This window comes from Variovorax sp. GW823-FHT04B03, from assembly GCF_058796495.1.
In genome coordinates, this window is sequence record NZ_JBXAIT010000002.1 from 237,160 (window position 1) to 254,520 (window position 17,361).

At 67.9% G+C, this 17,361-nt stretch carries 19 protein-coding genes; 8 read left to right on the forward strand and 11 right to left on the reverse strand.

All coding sequences use genetic code 11. From position 1 onward, the window contains the following. Both AC1RAD_RS09825 and AC1RAD_RS09830 read left to right on the forward strand, forming a co-directional pair. Window positions 1-600, forward strand: a complete 600-nt coding sequence (locus AC1RAD_RS09825) for a DUF3501 family protein (RefSeq protein ID WP_492734661.1) — start codon at window positions 1-3, stop codon at window positions 598-600. After that, window positions 597-923, forward strand: coding sequence for a DMT family transporter (locus AC1RAD_RS09830; RefSeq protein ID WP_492734662.1), 327 nt, complete (start codon window positions 597-599; stop codon window positions 921-923). Before AC1RAD_RS09825 ends, AC1RAD_RS09830 begins: the two co-directional genes overlap by 4 nt. A 122-nt stretch (window positions 924-1,045) precedes the next feature. Here AC1RAD_RS09830 and AC1RAD_RS09835 read toward each other — a convergent pair whose 3' ends face one another. From AC1RAD_RS09835 to AC1RAD_RS09850, 4 genes are read right to left on the reverse strand one after another with little or no spacing between them, the layout of a single operon-like run. Beyond that, window positions 1,046-1,603, reverse strand: a complete 558-nt coding sequence (locus tag AC1RAD_RS09835; protein ID WP_062470062.1) for an NADPH-dependent FMN reductase — start codon at window positions 1,601-1,603, stop codon at window positions 1,046-1,048. Between the two features lie 48 nt (window positions 1,604-1,651). Further along, window positions 1,652-2,386 carry an amino acid ABC transporter permease gene (locus AC1RAD_RS09840; RefSeq protein ID WP_492734663.1) on the reverse strand — a complete coding sequence of 245 codons (735 nt, stop codon included), beginning with the start codon at window positions 2,384-2,386 and terminating at the stop codon, window positions 1,652-1,654. Continuing rightward, window positions 2,383-3,099 carry an amino acid ABC transporter permease gene (locus AC1RAD_RS09845; RefSeq protein WP_492734664.1) on the reverse strand — a complete coding sequence of 239 codons (717 nt, stop codon included), beginning with the start codon at window positions 3,097-3,099 and terminating at the stop codon, window positions 2,383-2,385. Before AC1RAD_RS09845 ends, AC1RAD_RS09840 begins: the two co-directional genes overlap by 4 nt. A 31-nt stretch (window positions 3,100-3,130) precedes the next feature. After that, window positions 3,131-3,973 (reverse strand): transporter substrate-binding domain-containing protein, encoded by an 843-nt coding sequence (locus AC1RAD_RS09850; RefSeq protein WP_492734665.1) that lies wholly within the window; start codon window positions 3,971-3,973, stop codon window positions 3,131-3,133. A gap of 301 nt (window positions 3,974-4,274) precedes the next feature. Here AC1RAD_RS09850 and AC1RAD_RS09855 point away from each other — a divergent pair, with 301 nt between their 5' ends. The 5 genes from AC1RAD_RS09855 to yjjJ all read left to right on the forward strand — a co-directional run bounded on the left by AC1RAD_RS09855 (window position 4,275) and on the right by yjjJ (window position 9,554). Continuing rightward, window positions 4,275-5,183 carry an aliphatic sulfonate ABC transporter substrate-binding protein gene (locus AC1RAD_RS09855; RefSeq protein ID WP_492734666.1) on the forward strand — a complete coding sequence of 303 codons (909 nt, stop codon included), beginning with the start codon at window positions 4,275-4,277 and terminating at the stop codon, window positions 5,181-5,183. Window positions 5,184-5,202: 19 nt separating this feature from the next. Continuing rightward, the gene (gene solA, locus AC1RAD_RS09860; protein ID WP_492734667.1) at window positions 5,203-6,429 is read left to right on the forward strand and encodes an N-methyl-L-tryptophan oxidase; all 1,227 of its coding nucleotides are present in this window, start codon (window positions 5,203-5,205) and stop codon (window positions 6,427-6,429) included. Window positions 6,430-6,494: 65 nt separating this feature from the next. Next, complete coding sequence (gene panE / locus AC1RAD_RS09865) at window positions 6,495-7,427, forward strand: 2-dehydropantoate 2-reductase (protein WP_492734668.1); 933 nt, start codon at window positions 6,495-6,497, stop codon at window positions 7,425-7,427. 14 nt (window positions 7,428-7,441) lie between these two features. Further along, on the forward strand, window positions 7,442-8,119 hold the full coding sequence (locus AC1RAD_RS09870) for an aspartate/glutamate racemase family protein (protein ID WP_492734669.1): 678 nt from the start codon (window positions 7,442-7,444) through the stop codon (window positions 8,117-8,119). 106 nt (window positions 8,120-8,225) lie between these two features. Continuing rightward, a complete protein-coding gene (gene yjjJ, locus AC1RAD_RS09875) occupies window positions 8,226-9,554 on the forward strand; it encodes a type II toxin-antitoxin system HipA family toxin YjjJ (protein ID WP_492734670.1) in 1,329 nt (442 codons plus the stop codon). A gap of 7 nt (window positions 9,555-9,561) precedes the next feature. On the opposite strand, the gene AC1RAD_RS09880 is transcribed toward yjjJ, so the two are convergent. Then, on the reverse strand, window positions 9,562-10,923 hold the full coding sequence (locus AC1RAD_RS09880) for an NAD(P)/FAD-dependent oxidoreductase (protein ID WP_492734671.1): 1,362 nt from the start codon (window positions 10,921-10,923) through the stop codon (window positions 9,562-9,564). A gap of 132 nt (window positions 10,924-11,055) precedes the next feature. Between AC1RAD_RS09880 and AC1RAD_RS09885 the strand changes: the two genes are divergently transcribed. After that, entirely contained in the window at window positions 11,056-12,024 is a 969-nt protein-coding gene (locus AC1RAD_RS09885) for an alpha/beta hydrolase family protein (protein ID WP_492734672.1), read from the forward strand. A 6-nt stretch (window positions 12,025-12,030) separates the two neighbouring features. On the opposite strand, the gene AC1RAD_RS09890 is transcribed toward AC1RAD_RS09885, so the two are convergent. The 6 genes from AC1RAD_RS09890 to AC1RAD_RS09915 form a co-directional block, all read right to left on the reverse strand. Continuing rightward, the gene (locus tag AC1RAD_RS09890; protein ID WP_492735224.1) at window positions 12,031-13,869 is read right to left on the reverse strand and encodes a family 2A encapsulin nanocompartment cargo protein cysteine desulfurase; all 1,839 of its coding nucleotides are present in this window, start codon (window positions 13,867-13,869) and stop codon (window positions 12,031-12,033) included. Window positions 13,870-13,935: 66 nt separating this feature from the next. Next, window positions 13,936-14,868: a family 2A encapsulin nanocompartment shell protein gene (locus AC1RAD_RS09895; protein WP_042579703.1), complete on the reverse strand. Its 933-nt coding sequence runs from the start codon at window positions 14,866-14,868 to the stop codon at window positions 13,936-13,938. Between the two features lie 64 nt (window positions 14,869-14,932). After that, on the reverse strand, window positions 14,933-15,202 hold the full coding sequence (locus AC1RAD_RS09900) for a helix-turn-helix domain-containing protein (protein ID WP_062470032.1): 270 nt from the start codon (window positions 15,200-15,202) through the stop codon (window positions 14,933-14,935). Further along, window positions 15,199-16,119 carry a serine O-acetyltransferase EpsC gene (gene epsC / locus AC1RAD_RS09905; protein ID WP_070060834.1) on the reverse strand — a complete coding sequence of 307 codons (921 nt, stop codon included), beginning with the start codon at window positions 16,117-16,119 and terminating at the stop codon, window positions 15,199-15,201. The genes AC1RAD_RS09900 and epsC overlap by 4 nt, the downstream gene beginning before the upstream one ends. Window positions 16,120-16,163: 44 nt before the next feature. Next, entirely contained in the window at window positions 16,164-16,646 is a 483-nt protein-coding gene (locus AC1RAD_RS09910) for a rhodanese-like domain-containing protein (RefSeq protein WP_139704307.1), read from the reverse strand. Between the two features lie 471 nt (window positions 16,647-17,117). Continuing rightward, on the reverse strand, window positions 17,118-17,333 hold the full coding sequence (locus tag AC1RAD_RS09915) for a TOBE domain-containing protein (protein WP_007829250.1): 216 nt from the start codon (window positions 17,331-17,333) through the stop codon (window positions 17,118-17,120). Window positions 17,334-17,361 lie beyond the last annotated feature (28 nt).

Sequence of the window (17,361 nt, forward strand, 5' to 3'; positions counted from 1 at the left end):
GTGACCGAAACTCAGCGCTCACCGAGAGGGTCGCAGCCCCTGTCACGAAGGCAGTTTGAGCAGGCACGCGGTACGCACAGCCAACGGCTTCTTGATCTCCGAGCCGCTCACAGCTTGCCGGCAAGGCCTCCATACGCCGTCAGTTTCGAAACCAAGGAGTCGCTTTGGCTGCAGGGCCAGGAAGCCTTGCATGCACAAGGACTACGAGAAGAAGCGATTGGGAATGAAATCAGCAACTACGTTGCGATGGCTCCTGCACGCAACGAACTGATGGCGCGCATCACATTCGATCCCACGACTGGTCAACAAGAAGTTTCCTCAGCTTCTCGACGTGCCCAACAAACCGATGCCGAGCAGGCAACGGATCTGGTTTTCTGTGGGCATGCTGTAAGAGGCCAACTCAGTAAACGCGCGTTTGAGCACGGCACAGCATCTGAGCTCGTCTTGTATGTCGGATTTCACTTGACGGACCAACAGGCCGCTCACTTCTGCCTGTTCAGCAGCAAGGTGTCCTTTCACGTTGGTCGCTCAAAGCATCGTGTTGCTTCTGTGCCTTTGATCTTGCGCATGCGACTCGCAGCCGAATGGGCCCAATCATGAATGCGGTGACCGCATGGGTAGCGCTTTTTGCTGCTGGGGGACTCGAAATCCTATTTGCCGTCGGGCTGAAATCGGCCACGAGATTCGACCGCCCTTGGGTGTTGGCAGGCACGATCGCTTCGCTTCTCGGCAGCCTGTCACTGCTCACCTTCTCGCTGAGGCATTTGCCAGTCGGTTCTGCCTACGCCGTGTGGACAGGCATCGGTGCGGTCGGAACAGCGATTGTGGGCATGGTTCTCTTGGGAGAGTCGGCTTCGGCACTCCGGCTACTTTGCATTGGGCTGATTGTCATGGGCGTGGTCGGGCTTAAATCGCTCCACTAGCGGCCCCGAAGAAACCCCTCGTTCTGAGGGGCGAGGAATCTTGTGCAACAGCTAGATAGCTCCGACACCGGAACGAAAAAGCCGCCCTTGGGGCGGCTTTTTCATGGGCGATTGCCTTGCGATCAGGCCGCGGAATGGGCCTTGACCCAGGCCACGTACTTGTCCATCCAGCCCTGCAGGAATTTCTGCGTGCCTTCGTTGCCGATGTGGCCCTTGTCGTCGAACAGGCCTTCCTTGGCCTGCAGGAACACCTCGGGGCCGCCCATCGTGGGCGCGTCGAGATACGCCAGGATGTTGCGCAGGTGCTGCTGCGCCAGCGCGGTGCCGATGGCGCCCACCGAGATGCCGAGCACGCCGGTCGGCTTGCCGGCCCAGACGCTCTGGCCATAGGGGCGCGAAGCGTGGTCGATGGCGTTCTTCAGCACGCCGGGGATCGAGCGGTTGTATTCGGGCGTGACGAACAGCACGCCCTGCGCGGCGGCCACTTCGCTCTTGAGGCGCTTCACCTGAGCGGCCTGGTTGCCGTCGTCGTCCTGGTTGTACAGCGGCAGGTCGTCGATGCGCAGGGTCTCGAACGTGAAGTCCGACGGCGCGAGATGCGCCAGCGCCAGGGCCAGCTTGTGGTTGAACGAATCCTTGCGCAGGCTGCCGACGATGACGGCGATCCGGGTCTGTGCCATGGGTGGAACTCCTTGAAATGGAAAAGGCTGTCGGAATGACCGGGACGATTATGCGAAGCGCTCAAGACCTTTTCCAGAAAAGTTCATGACAACCGGCGCACCCGCCTGCGCGCGGCGCACGACCCCGTGGGCCAGCCGGTCCAGCCCGGTGCACAGCAGCCAGTAGATCGCGCCCACCAGCACGAAGATCTCCGCCGGATAGACCATGGTGCGCGCGTTCACCTGCGAAGCCACGAACGACAGCTCGCCCACGCCCACCACGTACGCCAGCGAGCTGTCCTTCACCAGCGTGACCCACTGGTTGACGAACGATGGCAGCATCATCCGCAGTGCCTGCGGCAGCACGACGTGGCGCAGCGTGCCCCAGCGCGTGAGCCCGAGCGACAGCCCCGCCGCCCACTGTCCCGCACCGATGCCGCGGATGCCCGCATGCACCGCGTGCGCCAGGTAGGCGCCGCCCACCAGCGACAGCGCGCACATCACCGACAACACGCCCGGCACGCTCACGCCCAGCGCGAACGGCAGCAGGAAGTAGGTCCAGAAGATCAGCATCAGCACCGGGATCGCACGCAGGAAGGCCAGCCCCAGCGCCAGCACGCGCTTCAGCGGCCCCCGCGCCATGGCCAGCCCGATGCCCCACGCCAGCCCCAGCAGCGCCGACGCGATGCCCGAGCCGGCGCTGAGCAGCACCGTGAGCGCCGCACCGCCCAGCTCGCCCTGCGGAAAGGCGCCCCACAGCAGGTACGGCAGGCTGTCCCACAGCATGTGCAGCGCATCGCTCATGCCGTCGCCCTCCCCGGCAGCTGCGATTGCCGACGCGCAGCCCACGCCGCCAGCAGTTCGATCACGCCGATGGTCACGATGTAGAGCAGCGTCGCCACGCCGAAGGCCTGGAAGGTCTTGAAGGTTTCGGCCTCGACCTGGCGCGAGGCATACGACAGCTCGACCAGCCCCACGGCCATCGCGAGCGAGGTGTTCTTGACGATGTTCATGTACTGCCCCAGCAGCGGCGGCAACGCGATGCGCAGCGCCTGCGGCAGCACCACCTGCGCCAGCACCTGCGCGCGCGTGAAGCCCAGCGCCTGTGCCGCCAGCGTCTGCCCCTCAGGCACGCCGCGGATGCCAGAGCGGATGTCCTCCCCCACGTAGGCCGCCGCATACAGCGTGAGGCCGAGCAGCGCCGACAGAAGTTCGAAGGAAATGAAACGCCCCGCCAAGAGCCCTTCGCGCAGCGCCTCGGGCAACAGGCTGGGCGCGCCGAAGTACCAGAAGAAGAGCTGCACCAGCAGCGGCGTGTTGCGAAACAGCGAGACGTACGCGCCGCTCGCGCGCAGCCACGCGGGCCGGCTCGACGAGCGCCCCGCTGCCACGACGACGCCCAGCAGCGTGGCGCCCGCCGCCACCAGCAGCGAGGCGCCCACGGTCACGAGCCACCCGTCGAGCAGCCAGCCGAGGTAATGGGGCGCGAGCAGGTGCTCGCGCAGGAAATCGCTCAAGGCCGCATCGATCCGGTCGTTGCGTGCCCCATCAGTTGGCGGCCACGCGCTGGTCGCCGATCTTCAACAGGCGCGGCAGCGGCGCCTTGCTGTTCGGGCCGAACCAGGTGTCGTAGATCGCCACGGCACGGCCGTTCTTCTCGCTGTCGACCAGCCAGGCGTTGAGCGTCTCGAGCAGGCGCGTCTCGCCCTTGGCCACGGCCGCGCCGAGGTATTCCTTCGACACCGTGATCGCCGGGATCTCGTACTTCTCCTTGTCGGGAATCGCATTCCACTGCGCCGTGAGCTTCACGCCGTCGTTGGTGATCGCCTGCACGTTGCCGTTGCGCAGCGCGGCCAGCGCAAAGGGCGAGTCGTCGTAGAGCACGACCTTGGCGTCGGGGTAGTTCTTGCGCAGGTTCGACTCCATCGTCGTGCCCTTCTCGGTGCCGATGCGGATGTCCTTGATCTGCGCGGCCTCCTTCAGCACGCCCTTCTTCGCCAGGAACTGCTGGCCGACCAGGAAGTACGGCGTGGTGAAGTCCACCGCCTTGGCGCGTTCGTCGGTGATGGTGAAGCTGGCGAACACCACGTCGGCTTTGCCCGAGGTGAGCAGCGGGATGCGGTTGGCCGGGTTGGTCGGCACCAGCTCGATCTTCACGCCCAGGCTCTTTGCGAACTCGGTCGCCAGGTCGATGTCGTGGCCCACCTGCTTCTTGCTGGCCGGGTCGATGTAGCCGAACGGCGGGTTGCCGTCGAACGCGGCCACGCGCAGCACGCCGGCCTTGCGGATGTCGTCGAGCTTGTCGGCCCAGGCGATGTTGCCCAGGGTGGTGAAGGCGCCGAGGGCCAGGGCCAGACTGGTCACGGTGAGATGTTTGGTGTTGCGGGTCATGCCTGCGCTTCGCTGGAAGTGGAAAAAGAGAGCGCGACTCTAGGCAGCGCCGCGTGCGGCGCCAACGAAGCAATTTCCTCTTGCATATGCAGCGATGAGTTGCGCATGAACAAATGACAAAAGCTTCGTGGCGCACGAAGGCGTCGATCCCTAGAGTGGCCAGCCTCTGCCTTCCGCCTGACTGCTTTTTTCTTCTTCGGCCGCGTGATGCGGCCCCGCTCTTCCCATGCACTTCCCAAGCACTTCCTCGCCCGCCGTCTCCCGGCGCCTTCTGCTTCGCGCCGGTGTCGGTGCCGCCGCCGTGGCCGCATCGGCTCCGCTGTTCGCCCAGACGCGCGCCCGCACGCTGCGCATCGGCTACCAGAAGTTCAACACGCTCAACATCCTCAAGGGCACGGGCCAGCTCGAGAAGGCGCTGGCGCCGGCCAGCGTGAGCGTCGAGTGGCGCGAGTTCCTCGGCGGCAGCCAGCTGTCGGAAGCGCTGGCGGCCGGTGCCATCGACTTCGGCCACGCCTCCGACGGCATCGGCGTGTTCCAGCAGGCCAGCGGCAAAGGCCTGGCCTACCTCGCGGCCGAAAGCCCCTACCCCGGCGGCGTCGGCTTCCTGGTGCCGCGCGACTCGCCGATCCGCAGCGTGCGCGACCTCAAGGGCAAGAAGGTCGTCACCGGCCGCGGCTACAACACGCAGTACGTGCTGATCCGCGCACTCGAAGCGGCCGGCCTGCGCTACGAAGACATCGAGCCGGTCTACATCGTCACGGCCTCCGACACCGTGGCCGCCTACCAGTCGGGCAGCGTCGCGGCCATCGGCCTGTGGGACCCGTTCCTGGCCGGCGCGCAGGTGGCGACCGAGTCGCGCCTGCTGTTCGACGGCACCGGCCTGAGCGGCAACCGCACCTACCACTTCGCGCAGCCCACCTTCGCGCGCGCCAACGCCGACACGCTGCGCACCGTGTTCGCCGAACTGCGCAAGGCCAACGACTGGGCCCAGGCCCACCCCGGCGAGGTGGTGGCCACGCTCGCGCCGCAGCTGAAGGTCGAGCCCAAGGTGCTGGCGCTGGCGACCGAACGGCGGCACTATGGCGTCGTGGCGCTCACGCCCGCCATCGCCCGCGAACAGCAGGGCCTGGCCGACGTGTTCGCGCAGCTGAAGCTCATTCCCCAGCCCATTGCGGTCAAGGATGCGTTTCTCGACCTGAACCTTGTGTGACGACGAAACCTCTCGCCCCGTGACCCGTTCCCCTACTCATTACGACGCGATCGTCATCGGCCTGGGCGCCCTCGGCGCGGCCACCCTCTACCAGCTCTCGCAACGCGGCGCGCGCGTGCTCGGCATCGACCAGTTCGCGCCGCCGCACGACCGCGGCTCCTCGCACGGCGACTCGCGCATCACGCGGCTGGCCGTCGGCGAAGGCGACGAGTACGTGCCGCTGGTGCACCGCTCGCACGCCATCTGGCGCGAGCTCGAGGCGCGCACCGGCCGCCCGCTGATGACCACCACCGGCGGCCTCATCCTCGCGCCGCGCGACCGCGTGGCCGAGCACCACGGCAAGTCCGACTTCGTGCGCCGCACCATCGCCTGCGCCGAGCGCTTCGACATTGCGCACGAGGTGCTCGACGCGGCCGGCATCCGCGCGCGCTACCCGCAGTTCCACCTGCAGGGCGACGAGATCGGCTACCTCGAGCGCGACGCCGGCTTCGTGCGCCCCGAAGACGCCATCGCCGCCCAGCTCGCCCTGGCCCGCGCCGACGGCGCACAGACCCGCACCGGCGAGCGCGTGCTGGGCGTCGAGCCCGTGGGCAACGGCGACACCGTGCGCGTGCGCACCGAAACCGCGAGCTTCACCGCCGACCAGGTGGTGGTCGCGGCCGGCGCCTGGCTGCCCGAGTTCCTCGGCCGGCAGGCGCGCACCGACTGGCAGGCGCACTTCTCGGTGCACCGCCAGGTGATGCACTGGTTCGACACCGGCCCCGCCGCCGAGGCCGACTTCGCGCCCGGGCGTTTTCCCATCTTCATCTGGATGTTCGGCGACGCGCAGGAGGACTACATGTACGGCTTTCCGGCCTCCGACGCGTCGCAGCCCGCATTGAAGGTCGCCACCGAGCAGTACGTCGACGCCACCACGCCCGACGCGCTCGACCGCGAGGTGAGCGCCGAGGAAAGCGCCGCCATGTACCGCGACCGCGTCGCCGGGCGCTTTCCGCAGATCGCGGGGCACGCGCTCAAGGCCCGTGCCTGCATGTACACCGTCACGCCCGACCGCCGCTTCGTGATCGACGCGCTCGACGGCCTGCCGAATGTGCTGATCGTCTCGGCCTGCTCCGGCCACGGCTTCAAGCACTCGGCCGGGCTGGGCGACGCCATCGCCGACCGGGTGCTGGGCCGCGAGAGCGCGCACGGCCTCGACCTGCGGCCCTTTGCCCGCGAGCGGCTGGCGACCTCGCAACACCCCTGAGGCGCCCGCGCGCGATCCGGGGCATCATCGCTTCCGATCTTCAGTTTCTTCGGAGGCAGCGCGCGATGCGATTCCTGATGGTGGGTGCGGGAGCACTCGGTGGTTACTTCGGCGCACGCCTGCTCGCGGCAGGCCGCGATGTGACCTTTCTACTGCGTCCCGGCCGCGCGGCCCAGCTGGCCACGACCGGGCTCGTGGTGCGCAGCCCCTTCGACGACCTCGACCTGCCCACGCCGAAGCACGTGCTGGCCGAGCAGATCGGCGGCCCGTACGACGTGGTCGTGGTCGGCTGCAAGGCCTACGACCTCGACGCCACCATGGATTCGTTCGCGCCCGCCGTCGGACCCGACACCGTCATCCTCCCGCTGCTCAACGGCCTGGGCCACATCGACCGGCTGGTCGCGCGCTTCGGCGAGGCGCGCGTGCTCGGCGGCCTGTGCATGATCTCCGCCACCCTCGACGACGAGGGCCGCGTGCAGCACCTGAACGACATGCACAGCCTGAGCTACGGCGAACGCGCCGGCGGGCGCTCGCCGCGCATCGACGCCATCGCGGCCCAGTTCGCCGGCGCGAACTTCACCGCCACCGCGAGCGAGACCATCGCGCAGGACATGTGGGAGAAGTGGGTCTTCATCGCCTCGGCCGCGGGCCTCACGAGCCTGATGCACGCCTCCATCGGCGACATCGTGGCGGCCGGCGGCGAAGACGTGGCGCTCGCGATCTTCGACGAGTGCTGCGCCATCGCCGCCCACAACGGCTTTGCCCCGCGGCCCGGCGCCGTCACGCGCGGCCGCGCAGTGGTCACGACCGCCGGCTCGCCCATGACCGCCTCCATGTACAAGGACATGGCCCGCGGCGCGCGCGTCGAGGCCGACCACATCCTGGGCGACCTGCTGGCCCGCGCGCCGCGCAGCGCCTCGGCCACACCGTCGGTGCTGCGCACGGCGTACGTGCACCTGAAGGCCTACGAGTTCCGGCGCGCCCGCGAGGCCGGTTGAACGGCAGCAAGCTCATGGCCGACACGCTCGCCTTCCTCCATACCGCGCAGGTGCATGTGCAGACCTTCGGCAGCCTGGCCCGCGAGATCGCGCCCGAGCTGCGCGTGCAGCACCTGGTGATGGAAGAGCTGCTCGCCGATGCGCGCACCCTGGGCGTCGACCACGCCGGCCTGGTGGCGCGCGTCCACGAAGCCATGCGCGACGCCGCCTCGGACGGCGCCTCGGTGGTCGTGTGCACCTGCTCGACCATCGGCGGCATCGCCGAAAAGACCGCCACCGGCGGCGCCTTCGCCGCCCTGCGCATCGACCGCGCCATGGCCGACCGCGCCGTGCGCAACGGCCCACGCGTGCTGATCGTCGGCGCCGTCGAAAGCACCATCGACCCGACCCTGTCGCTCGTGCTCTCCGCGGCCCGGCAGGCCGGCGTCGGCATCCGCGCCAGCACGCTGCTGGTCGAGGATGCCTGGGTGCATTTCCAGTCGGGCGACATCGCGCGCTACATCGCCACGCTGGCCGAATCGATCCGCGCCGCAGCCGACGGCACCGACGTGATCGTGCTGGCGCAGGCGTCGATGGCGCCGGTGACGGGGTTGCTGGCGGACCTCGGGGTCGATGTGCTCAGCAGCCCGCAGTTGGGGGTGACGCATGCGGTGGCAACGTTGCGGGCTCGGCACGCAGCGTTGAACTCTTGAAGATCTGACACTCTCGGGATCAAAAGTATCTATTCACGTAGGAATTCATTCGATTTGAGTTTCCCAATGGCGGGTGGGATAATTTATCTATTCACGTAGATATGCAATGCCGCCACCCACCTCGTCATCCCTGAGCGCTACTGCCCTCGCCTTCATCCGTTCGCAAGGCGCCGCCACGAGCGCCGAGCTGCAGGCGCGACTGGGCATCAGTCAGGCCACCGCCTCTCGCGCGTTGGCGCCGCTGGTTCGCAGCGCGCAGATACTGAAGGTCGGTGCGGCACGCTCCCAGATGTATGTGGCGCCACGGCACGTCGAACGCGTCGGTGCTGAGGTGCCAGTCGTCAAGGTCGATGCCGCCGGCCAAGCCTCGCCGTTCGGACGCATCGTGCCGCTGCAGGGCGGGCGTTGCTGGATGGACGAGCAGCAAGGCCGCAGCGCGCTGCATGACGGCCTCCCATGGTTCCTTGCCGACATGCGTCCCCAGGGCTTCATCGGCCGCGCCTTCGCGCAGGGGCACCCCGAACTCGGGCTACCGCCCAACCCCGAACATTGGAACGACGACGACGTGCTGCAGGCGCTCGCGCTGTGCGGCGAAGACCTGCCCGGCAACCTCGTGGTGGGTGCCGAATCCTTCCAGCGCTTTCATTCGCTGGGCGCACGCGCCGCTCGCCCTGTCTCCGTGAGCGACTACCCCGCCATGGCGGAAAGCGCGATGCAGGGCACCCTGCCCGGCTCGTCGGCCGGCGGCGAACAGCCGAAGTTCTGCACGGTGCGCGATGGCCGGCAGGTCATCGTCAAGTTCTCGCTCGCAGGCACGTCGGCCCTGGACCGGCGCTCGCGCGATCTTCTCGTCAGCGAGCACCTGGCACTAAGCACCCTGGCGCAAGCGGGCGTCGCTGCGGCCACCACGCGCATCTTCATCGAAGGCGGACGCGTGTTCCTGGAGGTCGAGCGCTTCGACCGCTCGGCCCGGGGCCGCGTCGGCATGGTGTCGCTGATGGCGTACGACGCGCAGCACGTCGGCAAGATCGACAACTGGGCCGCCACGGCCAACCGGATGGCCTCGCGCGGCCTGCTGCGTGCCGACGATGCACAGCGCCTGCGCTTTCTCGAAGCCTTCGGCCGCCTGATCGGCAACACCGACCGGCACTACGGCAACATCTCGCTGCTCATCGAAGGGAACGCGTGGCGTCTCGCGCCCGCCTACGACGTGCTGCCCACGCTGTATGCGCCGACGAGCGGCGAACTGCCGGCGCGCGACCTGGCGGCCACCGGGCTGGCGCCGACCGTGGACACCCTGCAGGAATGGCCGCACGCCCGGCAACTGGCCGGCGTGTACTGGGACACCGTGGCAGCCGACGACCGCCTCTCAGCGGCCTTTCGCACGCTGGCGCGGCAGAACCGGCGGCTCATCGCCGAACTGCCCAGCGCCTAACCCGCGCCTAGTCCGACTTCAGGATCGTCTCCCCCTTCAACGCCCCCATGTCGCGGATGTTGAAGCGGTGGCGCTTCCAGCCCGCCCAGGTGCGGCGGAAGTTGGCGAGGGAGATGCCGTAGTACAGCACCTTGAACATGCGCAGCGCGCCCCACATCGGCGTGCCCTTGTAGATGTCGCCGGCCAGCAGCGACATCAGCGCCTCCTTCACCCGGAACGGGTTGCCGGGGTACATGAACATGTCGCGGATGGTCGGGTTGGTCACGCGGTAGATGAACCACGAGTACTCGCGCGGGCCCTTGCGCATCATGGCCTCGAAGCCTTCGCGGGCGCGGGCCAGTTCGGCCGGCTGGTCGAGCGCGGTGGCCACCAGCTCGGCGCCGTCGAAGGCGCTGTGCATCGCCAGGTACACACCCGAGGAGAACATCGGGTCGATGAAGGTGAAGGCGTCGCCCAGCAGCAGGTAGTTGTCGCCGGTGGCGTGCGTGCTCGAGTACGAGAAGTTGCCCGTGGCGTGCACGGCGTCGTCGACCAGGGTGGCGTTCTTCAGGCGGTCGGCCAGCACGGGGCACAGCGCGATGGTGTCGTAGAAGAATTCCTTCAGCGATTTTTCGCGCGTCTTCAGGTAGTAGGGCCAGCACACCGCGCCCACGCTGGTCGTGCCGTCGGCCAGCGGAATGAACCAGAACCAGCCGTGCGGAAACCAGCAGATGCTGATGTTGCCTTCCTTCTTGCCCTCGAGCCGCTCGGCGTTCGTGAAGTGACCGAACAGCGCGGTGCTGTTGTGGTCGGGGTTCTTCTGCTTGCAGCGGAATTTGTTGGCCAGCAGCGTGTCGCGGCCCGTGGCGTCGATCACGAAGCGCGCGCGCCAGCTGCGCTTGGCGCCGTCGTCCATCACGGCCTGCACGGTGGCGCCGTCGGCGTCGAAGGCCACGTCGCGCACCTTGCAGCCTTCGAAGGTCTGGGCGCCGCGCGTGGCGGCGTTGCGGAAGAGCAGCTCGTCGAGCTCGGAGCGACGCACCTGCCAGGCGGAGTCGAGCGACTTGTCCCAGCCTTCGGCGAACTCCACGTAGCTGCGGTGCTCATGCTCGGGCGAGACGAACTCGATGCCGAACTTCGGCATGCCGATCTTCTCGACCTGGTCGCGCACGCCGAGCTTGTCGAACAGCTCGACGTTCGCGGGCAGCAGCGATTCGCCGATGTGAAAACGCGGATGGTGCTCTTTCTCGACCAGCACCACCCGGCGCCCCTGCTGCGCCAGCAGCGCCGCGACGGTCGAACCCGCGGGGCCGCCGCCGATCACGAACACATCGCAGGAATCGCTGACAGAAGAAGGAGCGCCGGAAGAAGAAACCTGAGGCTGGGACATGCGAAGACAAGCAGCGTGATGGACAGCGACAGAGCATAGCGCGCCCGCATCGCACGACGCAAAACGGGCTGGCGGCGCGGGGCCGGAGGCGGCACACTGGCGGCCCGTTCAGCCCCCTACCCCTTGCGCGCCATGACTCTGCATCGCCTTGCCCTGCTCGCCGCCCTCTGTGTGTCTGCCGCATGGAGCCATGCCGCGGGGTTCAGCTTCATCGAGGTGCCGGCCGACAAGGACGGGCCGGCCTTGCGCGGCGCGGTGTGGACGCCTTGCGAGGCGGCGCCCGGCGAGATCGCGTTCGGCCTGATCGCCATCTCGGCCACCAAGGACTGCCCCGTCGTCGGCACGGGGCTGCCGCTGGTGCTGATGTCGCACGGCTCGGGCGGCTCGTTCCTCGGGCACCACGACACGGCGGCGGCGCTGGCCGACGCGGGCTTCGTGGTCGCCGCCATCAACCACCCGAACGACAACTTCCAGGACATGGAGCGCCGGGGCCATCTCTCGACATTTGCCGCGCGGCCCGTCGACATGCGGCGGCTGGCGGATCACATGCTCAAGGCGTGGCCCGGCCACACGAAGATCGCCGCCGACCAGGTCGGCTTCTTCGGTTTCTCCAGAGGCGGCTACACCGGCCTCGTCGCGACGGGCGCGGTGCCCGACTTCAAGCTGGGCCTGCGCTTTTGCACGCCGGCCTCGAGGATTCCGTTCTGCGGCCAGATCCAGCGCCAGGAACTGCCCGCGCCGCCGGTGCGCGATGCGCGCATCAAGGCGGCGGTGATCGTCGACCCGCTGAGCTTTTTCGATGCCGAGGGGCTGAAGCAGGTCACGGTGCCCGTCCAGCTCTGGGCCTCCGCGCGCGGCGGCGACGGCGTGACGCTGGACGATGTCGAAGCGGTTCGCCGCCACCTGCCTTCCGCGCCGGACTGGTACGTGCCCGCGAACACCGCGCACTTCGCCTTCCTGGCGCCCTGCGCGCCGGCCATGGCCAAGGCCTTGCCGGAGATCTGCAGCGATGCGGGCGGCTTCGACCGCGTCGCCTTCCACGCCGACTTCAATGCCAAGGTGCTCGCCTTCTTCAGGCAGCACCTGGCATCGAAGCCCTGAGCCGGCTCAGCGCATGCGCCGCTGGCCGGCGAGCCGCCGCACCACCGTCACCAGCCGATCGATCTCGTCGAAGGTGTTGTAGAACGCCAGCGACGGCCGCACCGTGGTCTCGACGCCGAAGCGCCGCAGGATCGGCTGCGCGCAGTGGTGCCCCGTGCGCACCGCGATGCCTTCGTCGTTGAGCGCGTGGCCCACCTCCTCGGTGGTGTAGCCGTCGAGCACGAAGGACATCACGCTCGCCTTGTCAGCCGCCGTGCCGATCAGCCGCACGCCGGGAATCGCGCCCAGTTGCTCCATGCCGTACACCAGCAGGTCGTGCTCGTAGCGCGCGATGTTCTCGATGCCGACCTTGTTCACGTAGTCGATGGCCGCGCCCAGGCCCACGGCATCGGCGATGTTGCCGGTGCCGGCCTCGAACTTGTTCGGGATCGGCTGGAACACGGTCTTCTCGAAGGTCACGTCGGCAATCATGTTGCCGCCGCCCTGCCAAGGGGGCATGTCTTCGAGCACTTCGCGCTTGCCCCACACCACGCCGATGCCGGTCGGGCCGAACACCTTGTGGCCGGAGAACACGAAGAAGTCGGCGCCCAGGTCCTGCACGTCCACGCGCATGTGCGAGACCGACTGCGCGCCATCGACCAGCGCCTTGGCGCCTGCGCGGTGCGCCAGCTCGACGATCTCCTTCACCGGCACCACGGTGCCCAGTGCGTTCGAGACCTGCGTGACCGCGACGATCTTCGTGCGGTCGTTCAAGAGCTTGCGGTATTCGTCGAGCAGCACCTGGCCCGAGTCGTCCACCGGGATCACGCGCAGCTTGGCGCCCTTGGCGGCAGCGAGCTGCTGCCACGGCACGATGTTGGCGTGATGCTCGAGGTTCGACACGATGATCTCGTCGCCCTCGCCCACGTGCTGGCCGCCCCAGCTCTTGGCCACGAGGTTGATGGCCTCGGTGGTGCCGCGCACGAAGATCACTTCGTCGACTTCGGGTGCATTGATGAACTTGCGCACGCGCTCGCGTGCGCCTTCGAAGGCATCGGTCGCACGCGCGGCGAGTTCATGCGCCGCGCGGTGGATGTTCGAGTTCTCGTGTTCGTAGAAGTACGCGATGCGGTCGATGACCGACTGCGGCTTGTGCGTGGTAGCGGCGTTGTCGAACCACACGAGCTGCTTGCCGTTCACGCGCTCCTGCAGGATCGGGAAGTCGCGGCGCACGGCGTGCACATCGAACGGCGGATGCTGGCCGCTGCCGGCCAGCGGCACTGCATCGGGGCCGCGCGGATCGGGCTTGGCCGGCGTGACGAAGCCGTTGGGCAGGCGCGCCGCATCGACGAAGTAGAACTGCGCGTCGCGTCCGGCCGGTGCCGAAGGCGGGCCCGGTGGCAATGCGGGCTGCGCCGTCGGCGCGGCAAGGCCCGCGAACGGATCGTGGATCGCAAAGCCATCGCTGGCGGTGCCCGCCGTCGGATGCCCGTAGCTGTTGTTCAGGAAGTAGAACGGCGATGCGGAGGCTGCCTGCGGCGACACGGGCGCCCCCACCTGCTGCGGCACGCCCTGCACCACGCCGCCCGAGCGCGGCTCGAAGGCCGGCGCCACCGACAGCACCGAGTCCGGCACGCCGTTGCCCGCCACCGCATGCGGCAGCAAGGCCGGCGCACGGTTCGCGAGCGACGGCAGCTGGGTGGGCGATGCGGGCAGCACATTGGCACCCGGAATCTGCCCTTGCGGGATCGGCGTGCCCGGCACGCTCGGCCCGAAGCCGGCGGGGCTCACCAGCGGCGAGCCCGGCGGTGCGATGTTGGCGGGAAACTGCGCGCCCGGCGGCGCGGAGAACATGGCGCTGGCCATGCGCGCGAGAACGGCCGGATCGAACGGCGCCTCGCCCGGGAACGTGGGTGTGCTGCTCACCGCGGCTTACTTGTAGGTGTCGGGATAGTCGTGGTACTTGCCGATCTCGACGTCGTCGAGCACGGCCAGCGCGTCGGTGGTCAGCACCGCGAGCGAGCAGTACAGCGAGATCAGGTACGACGCGATCGCGTGGTTGTTGATGCCCATGAAGCGCACCGACAGCCCCGGGCTCTGTTCGCCCGACAGACCCGGCTGGAACAGGCCCACCACGCCCTGGCGCTTGTCGCCCACGCGCAGCAGCAGGATCTTGCTCTTGCCGTCGGCCACCGGCACCTTGTTCGACGGAATCAGCGGAATGCCGCGCCAGGTGATGAACTGCGAACCGAACAGGCTCACCGTGGGCGGTGGCGTGCCGCGGCGCGTGGCTTCACGCCCGAACGCGGCAATGGCCAGCGGGTGCGTGAGGAAGAACGCGGGTTCCTTCCACACCTTGGTGAGCAGCTCGTCCAGGTCGTCGGGCGTGGGCGCGCCGGTCAGCGGGAAGATGCGCTGCTCTTCGCTCACCTGCGCCAGCAGGCCGTAGTCGGGGTTGTTGATGAGCTCGCTCTCCTGGTTCTCCTTGATCGTCTCGATCGTCAGGCGCAGCTGCTCCTTGATCTGGTCGTGCGGGCTGCTGTACAGGTCGGAGATGCGGGTGTGCACGTCGAGCACGGTGCTCACGGCATTGAGGTAGTGCTCGCGCGGGTTCTCTTCGTAGTCGACGAAGGTGCGCGGCAGCTGGTTCTCTTCTTCGCGCGAGGTGCAGGTGACCTTGATCGACTCGGGGTTCTTGACCTTGTTGACGCGGTAGATGCCCGCTTCCACCGGCACCCATTGCAGCAGGTGCGTCAGCCAGCGCGGGCTGATGGTCTCGAGTTGGGGAACGGTCTTGGTGGCGTTGGCTAGCTGGCGGGCGGCGTTGTCGCCAAGGGCGGTGGTACCACCGACTGTTGCACTCATGGATCAAGGCTCCGTGGGTTGAGGAAAAAGTGATCGCCAGTGTCTGGCGACCACGGGTTTCCCCTCAACAGGCTATAGCCGCCAAGTTGATCCGCCGTGCAAGGCGCGACTGCTCCAGTTGCTCGCAACGCGCGAGCAGGTTGACGATGTTGATGCCCAGCGCGGTGGCCAGCTTCTGCGCCGTGACGATCGACGGAATCACGCGCCCACGCTCGATTTCGCCCACGTACGAGCGGTTCAGATCGGAACGCTCGGCCAGCTCTTCCTGCGACCAGCCCTGCCCTTCGCGCAGCTGGCGCACGGTGACGCCGAAGTCTTCGACAAAGGCTTTCATACGCCGCCCGCCTTCGGTGCGCTGTTGTTCTGCAGGCTGGCCTGCGTGACGCTGGCACCCGGCTTCACGTCGTCGGTGATCCACACGTTGCCGCCGATGACCGCGCCCTTGCCGAGCGTCACGCGGCCCAGGATGGTGGCGCCCGCGTAGATGACCACGTCGTCCTCCACCACCGGATGCCGCGGCAGGCCCTTCTGCAGGTTGCCTTCGGCGTCGGTGGGGAAGCGCTTGGCGCCGAGCGTGACGGCCTGGTACAGCCGCACGCGCTTGCCGATGACGGCCGTCTCGCCGATCACGACGCCGGTGCCGTGGTCCATGAAGAAGCCCGCGTCGATCGTCGCGCCCGGGTGGATGTCGATGCCGGTCTGCGCATGCGCCAGCTCGGCCACGATGCGCGCGAGCAGCGGCAGGCCGAGCTCGTAGAGCCGGTGCGCGAGGCGGTGATGGATCATCGCGAGCACGCCCGGATAGCACAGCAGCACCTCGTCGACGCTGCGCGCGGCGGGGTCGCCCTGGTAGGCCGCGAGCACGTCGCTGTCGAGCAGCCGGCGCAGGCCCGGCAGCGCGTTCGCGAACTGGCGCACGGCTTCGGTGGCCGCTGCGTCGATCTCGCTCGCGGGGCGCGGCGCCAGCCGTGCGTTGAAGTTCAGCTCGAGCCGGGCCTGCACCAGCAGCGCCTGCAAGGCGGCATCGAGCGTGTGGCCCACGTAGAAATCCTCGCTCTCGTGGCGCAGGTCCGGCGGGCCCAGTCGCATCGGAAAGAGCGCGCCCTTGAGCGACTCGACGATCTGCGCCAGCGCATCGCGCGACGGAAACTCGCGCGCCCCGGGCTCGCGTGAGCGGCGCTGCGAATCGCGCCATTCGTCGCGCACCTCGTGCAGGGCGCGCACGATGTCACTCACTTCGAATTGAGCCATGTGTGTTTTCCTCCCGTGTGTTTCTGTCTGTGTGGGTTCGGGGTTCAGTCCTGCACCCACGGCAGGCCATGGAAGCGCCAGCCGTCGGACCCGCCGCGATGCTGCCGCGCATCGATCTCGCCCTCGAAGCCTTCGAGCACGTTGAACACCTGCGTGAAGCCGGCCTTGGCCGCGGCCTCGGCCGCCAGTGCGGAGCGCTTGCCACTGCGGCACAAGAGCAGCACCACGGCCTCCTTGCCGCCGTCTTTCGCCAGCTTGGCTTCGAGCTCGCGCACGAAGCGCGGGTTGCGGGTGAGTGCGGTGCCCGTGGCCCAGGCCACGTGCAGGCTGTCGGGCACGTGGCCGACGAACTTGCGTTCTTCGCCGGAGCGCACGTCCACGAGCAAGGCTTGGCCGTCCTGCACCAACTGCCAGGCCACGGGGGGCGTCACGCCGCCGGCGTAGGGCCAGTTCTTTTCGATGGCTTGCGCGCGCGCCTGTTCGAGGGCGGGCGGCAAGGCGATGACATCTTCAACTTCCACGGACATGCGGTTCGGCTCCTGTTGTACGTTGGTCATTCCATCTTCCTTGATGGCGATAACCACCACTGTAGGAGTGCGAAGGCCAAGGTCAAACGACTCAAAAGTCGATTCTTAACAACCTTGTGATCTATGGGGTGCTGGGTCTGGGTGCTTCAGGGCGCGCTCACGCCGACGGGGTACCTTGCTCCGCGAATGTCCTCCGGGCTTCGCCCTCCCCCTTGATTTCGCTGCGCAAGGCACCCCATCGACGTGAGCGTGTTCAGTGCGGTGGTTGATCGACTGCACACCACCGCCGCGTCCCGTGCGCAGGACACCGGGTGCTTCCCGCAGCGAAATCAAGGGGGAGGCCGCAGGCCGGAGGACATTCGCGGAGGGAAGTACCCGGTGGCCTGCGCACACGCCCCGAACCAGCAGCGCTGAAACGAAAAACCCCGGCACCAAAGACAGCACCGGGGAATCGCAAAGCCCGAGGGTCCGTCAGAGCTTGGCGATCGAAACTTCGGTCGACTTCACGAGTGCGACCACGTCGGAGCCCACCTTCAACTGCAGCTCGTCGACCGAGCGCGTGGTGATGACGGAGGTGACGATGCCCCAGGCGGTTTCGACATCGACTTCGGAGACGACGTCGCCGCGGATGATCTCGCGGACCTTGCCCTTGAACTGGTTGCGGACGTTGATGGCTTGGATGGACATGGTGATTTCTCTTTCAGGGTTGACAGGG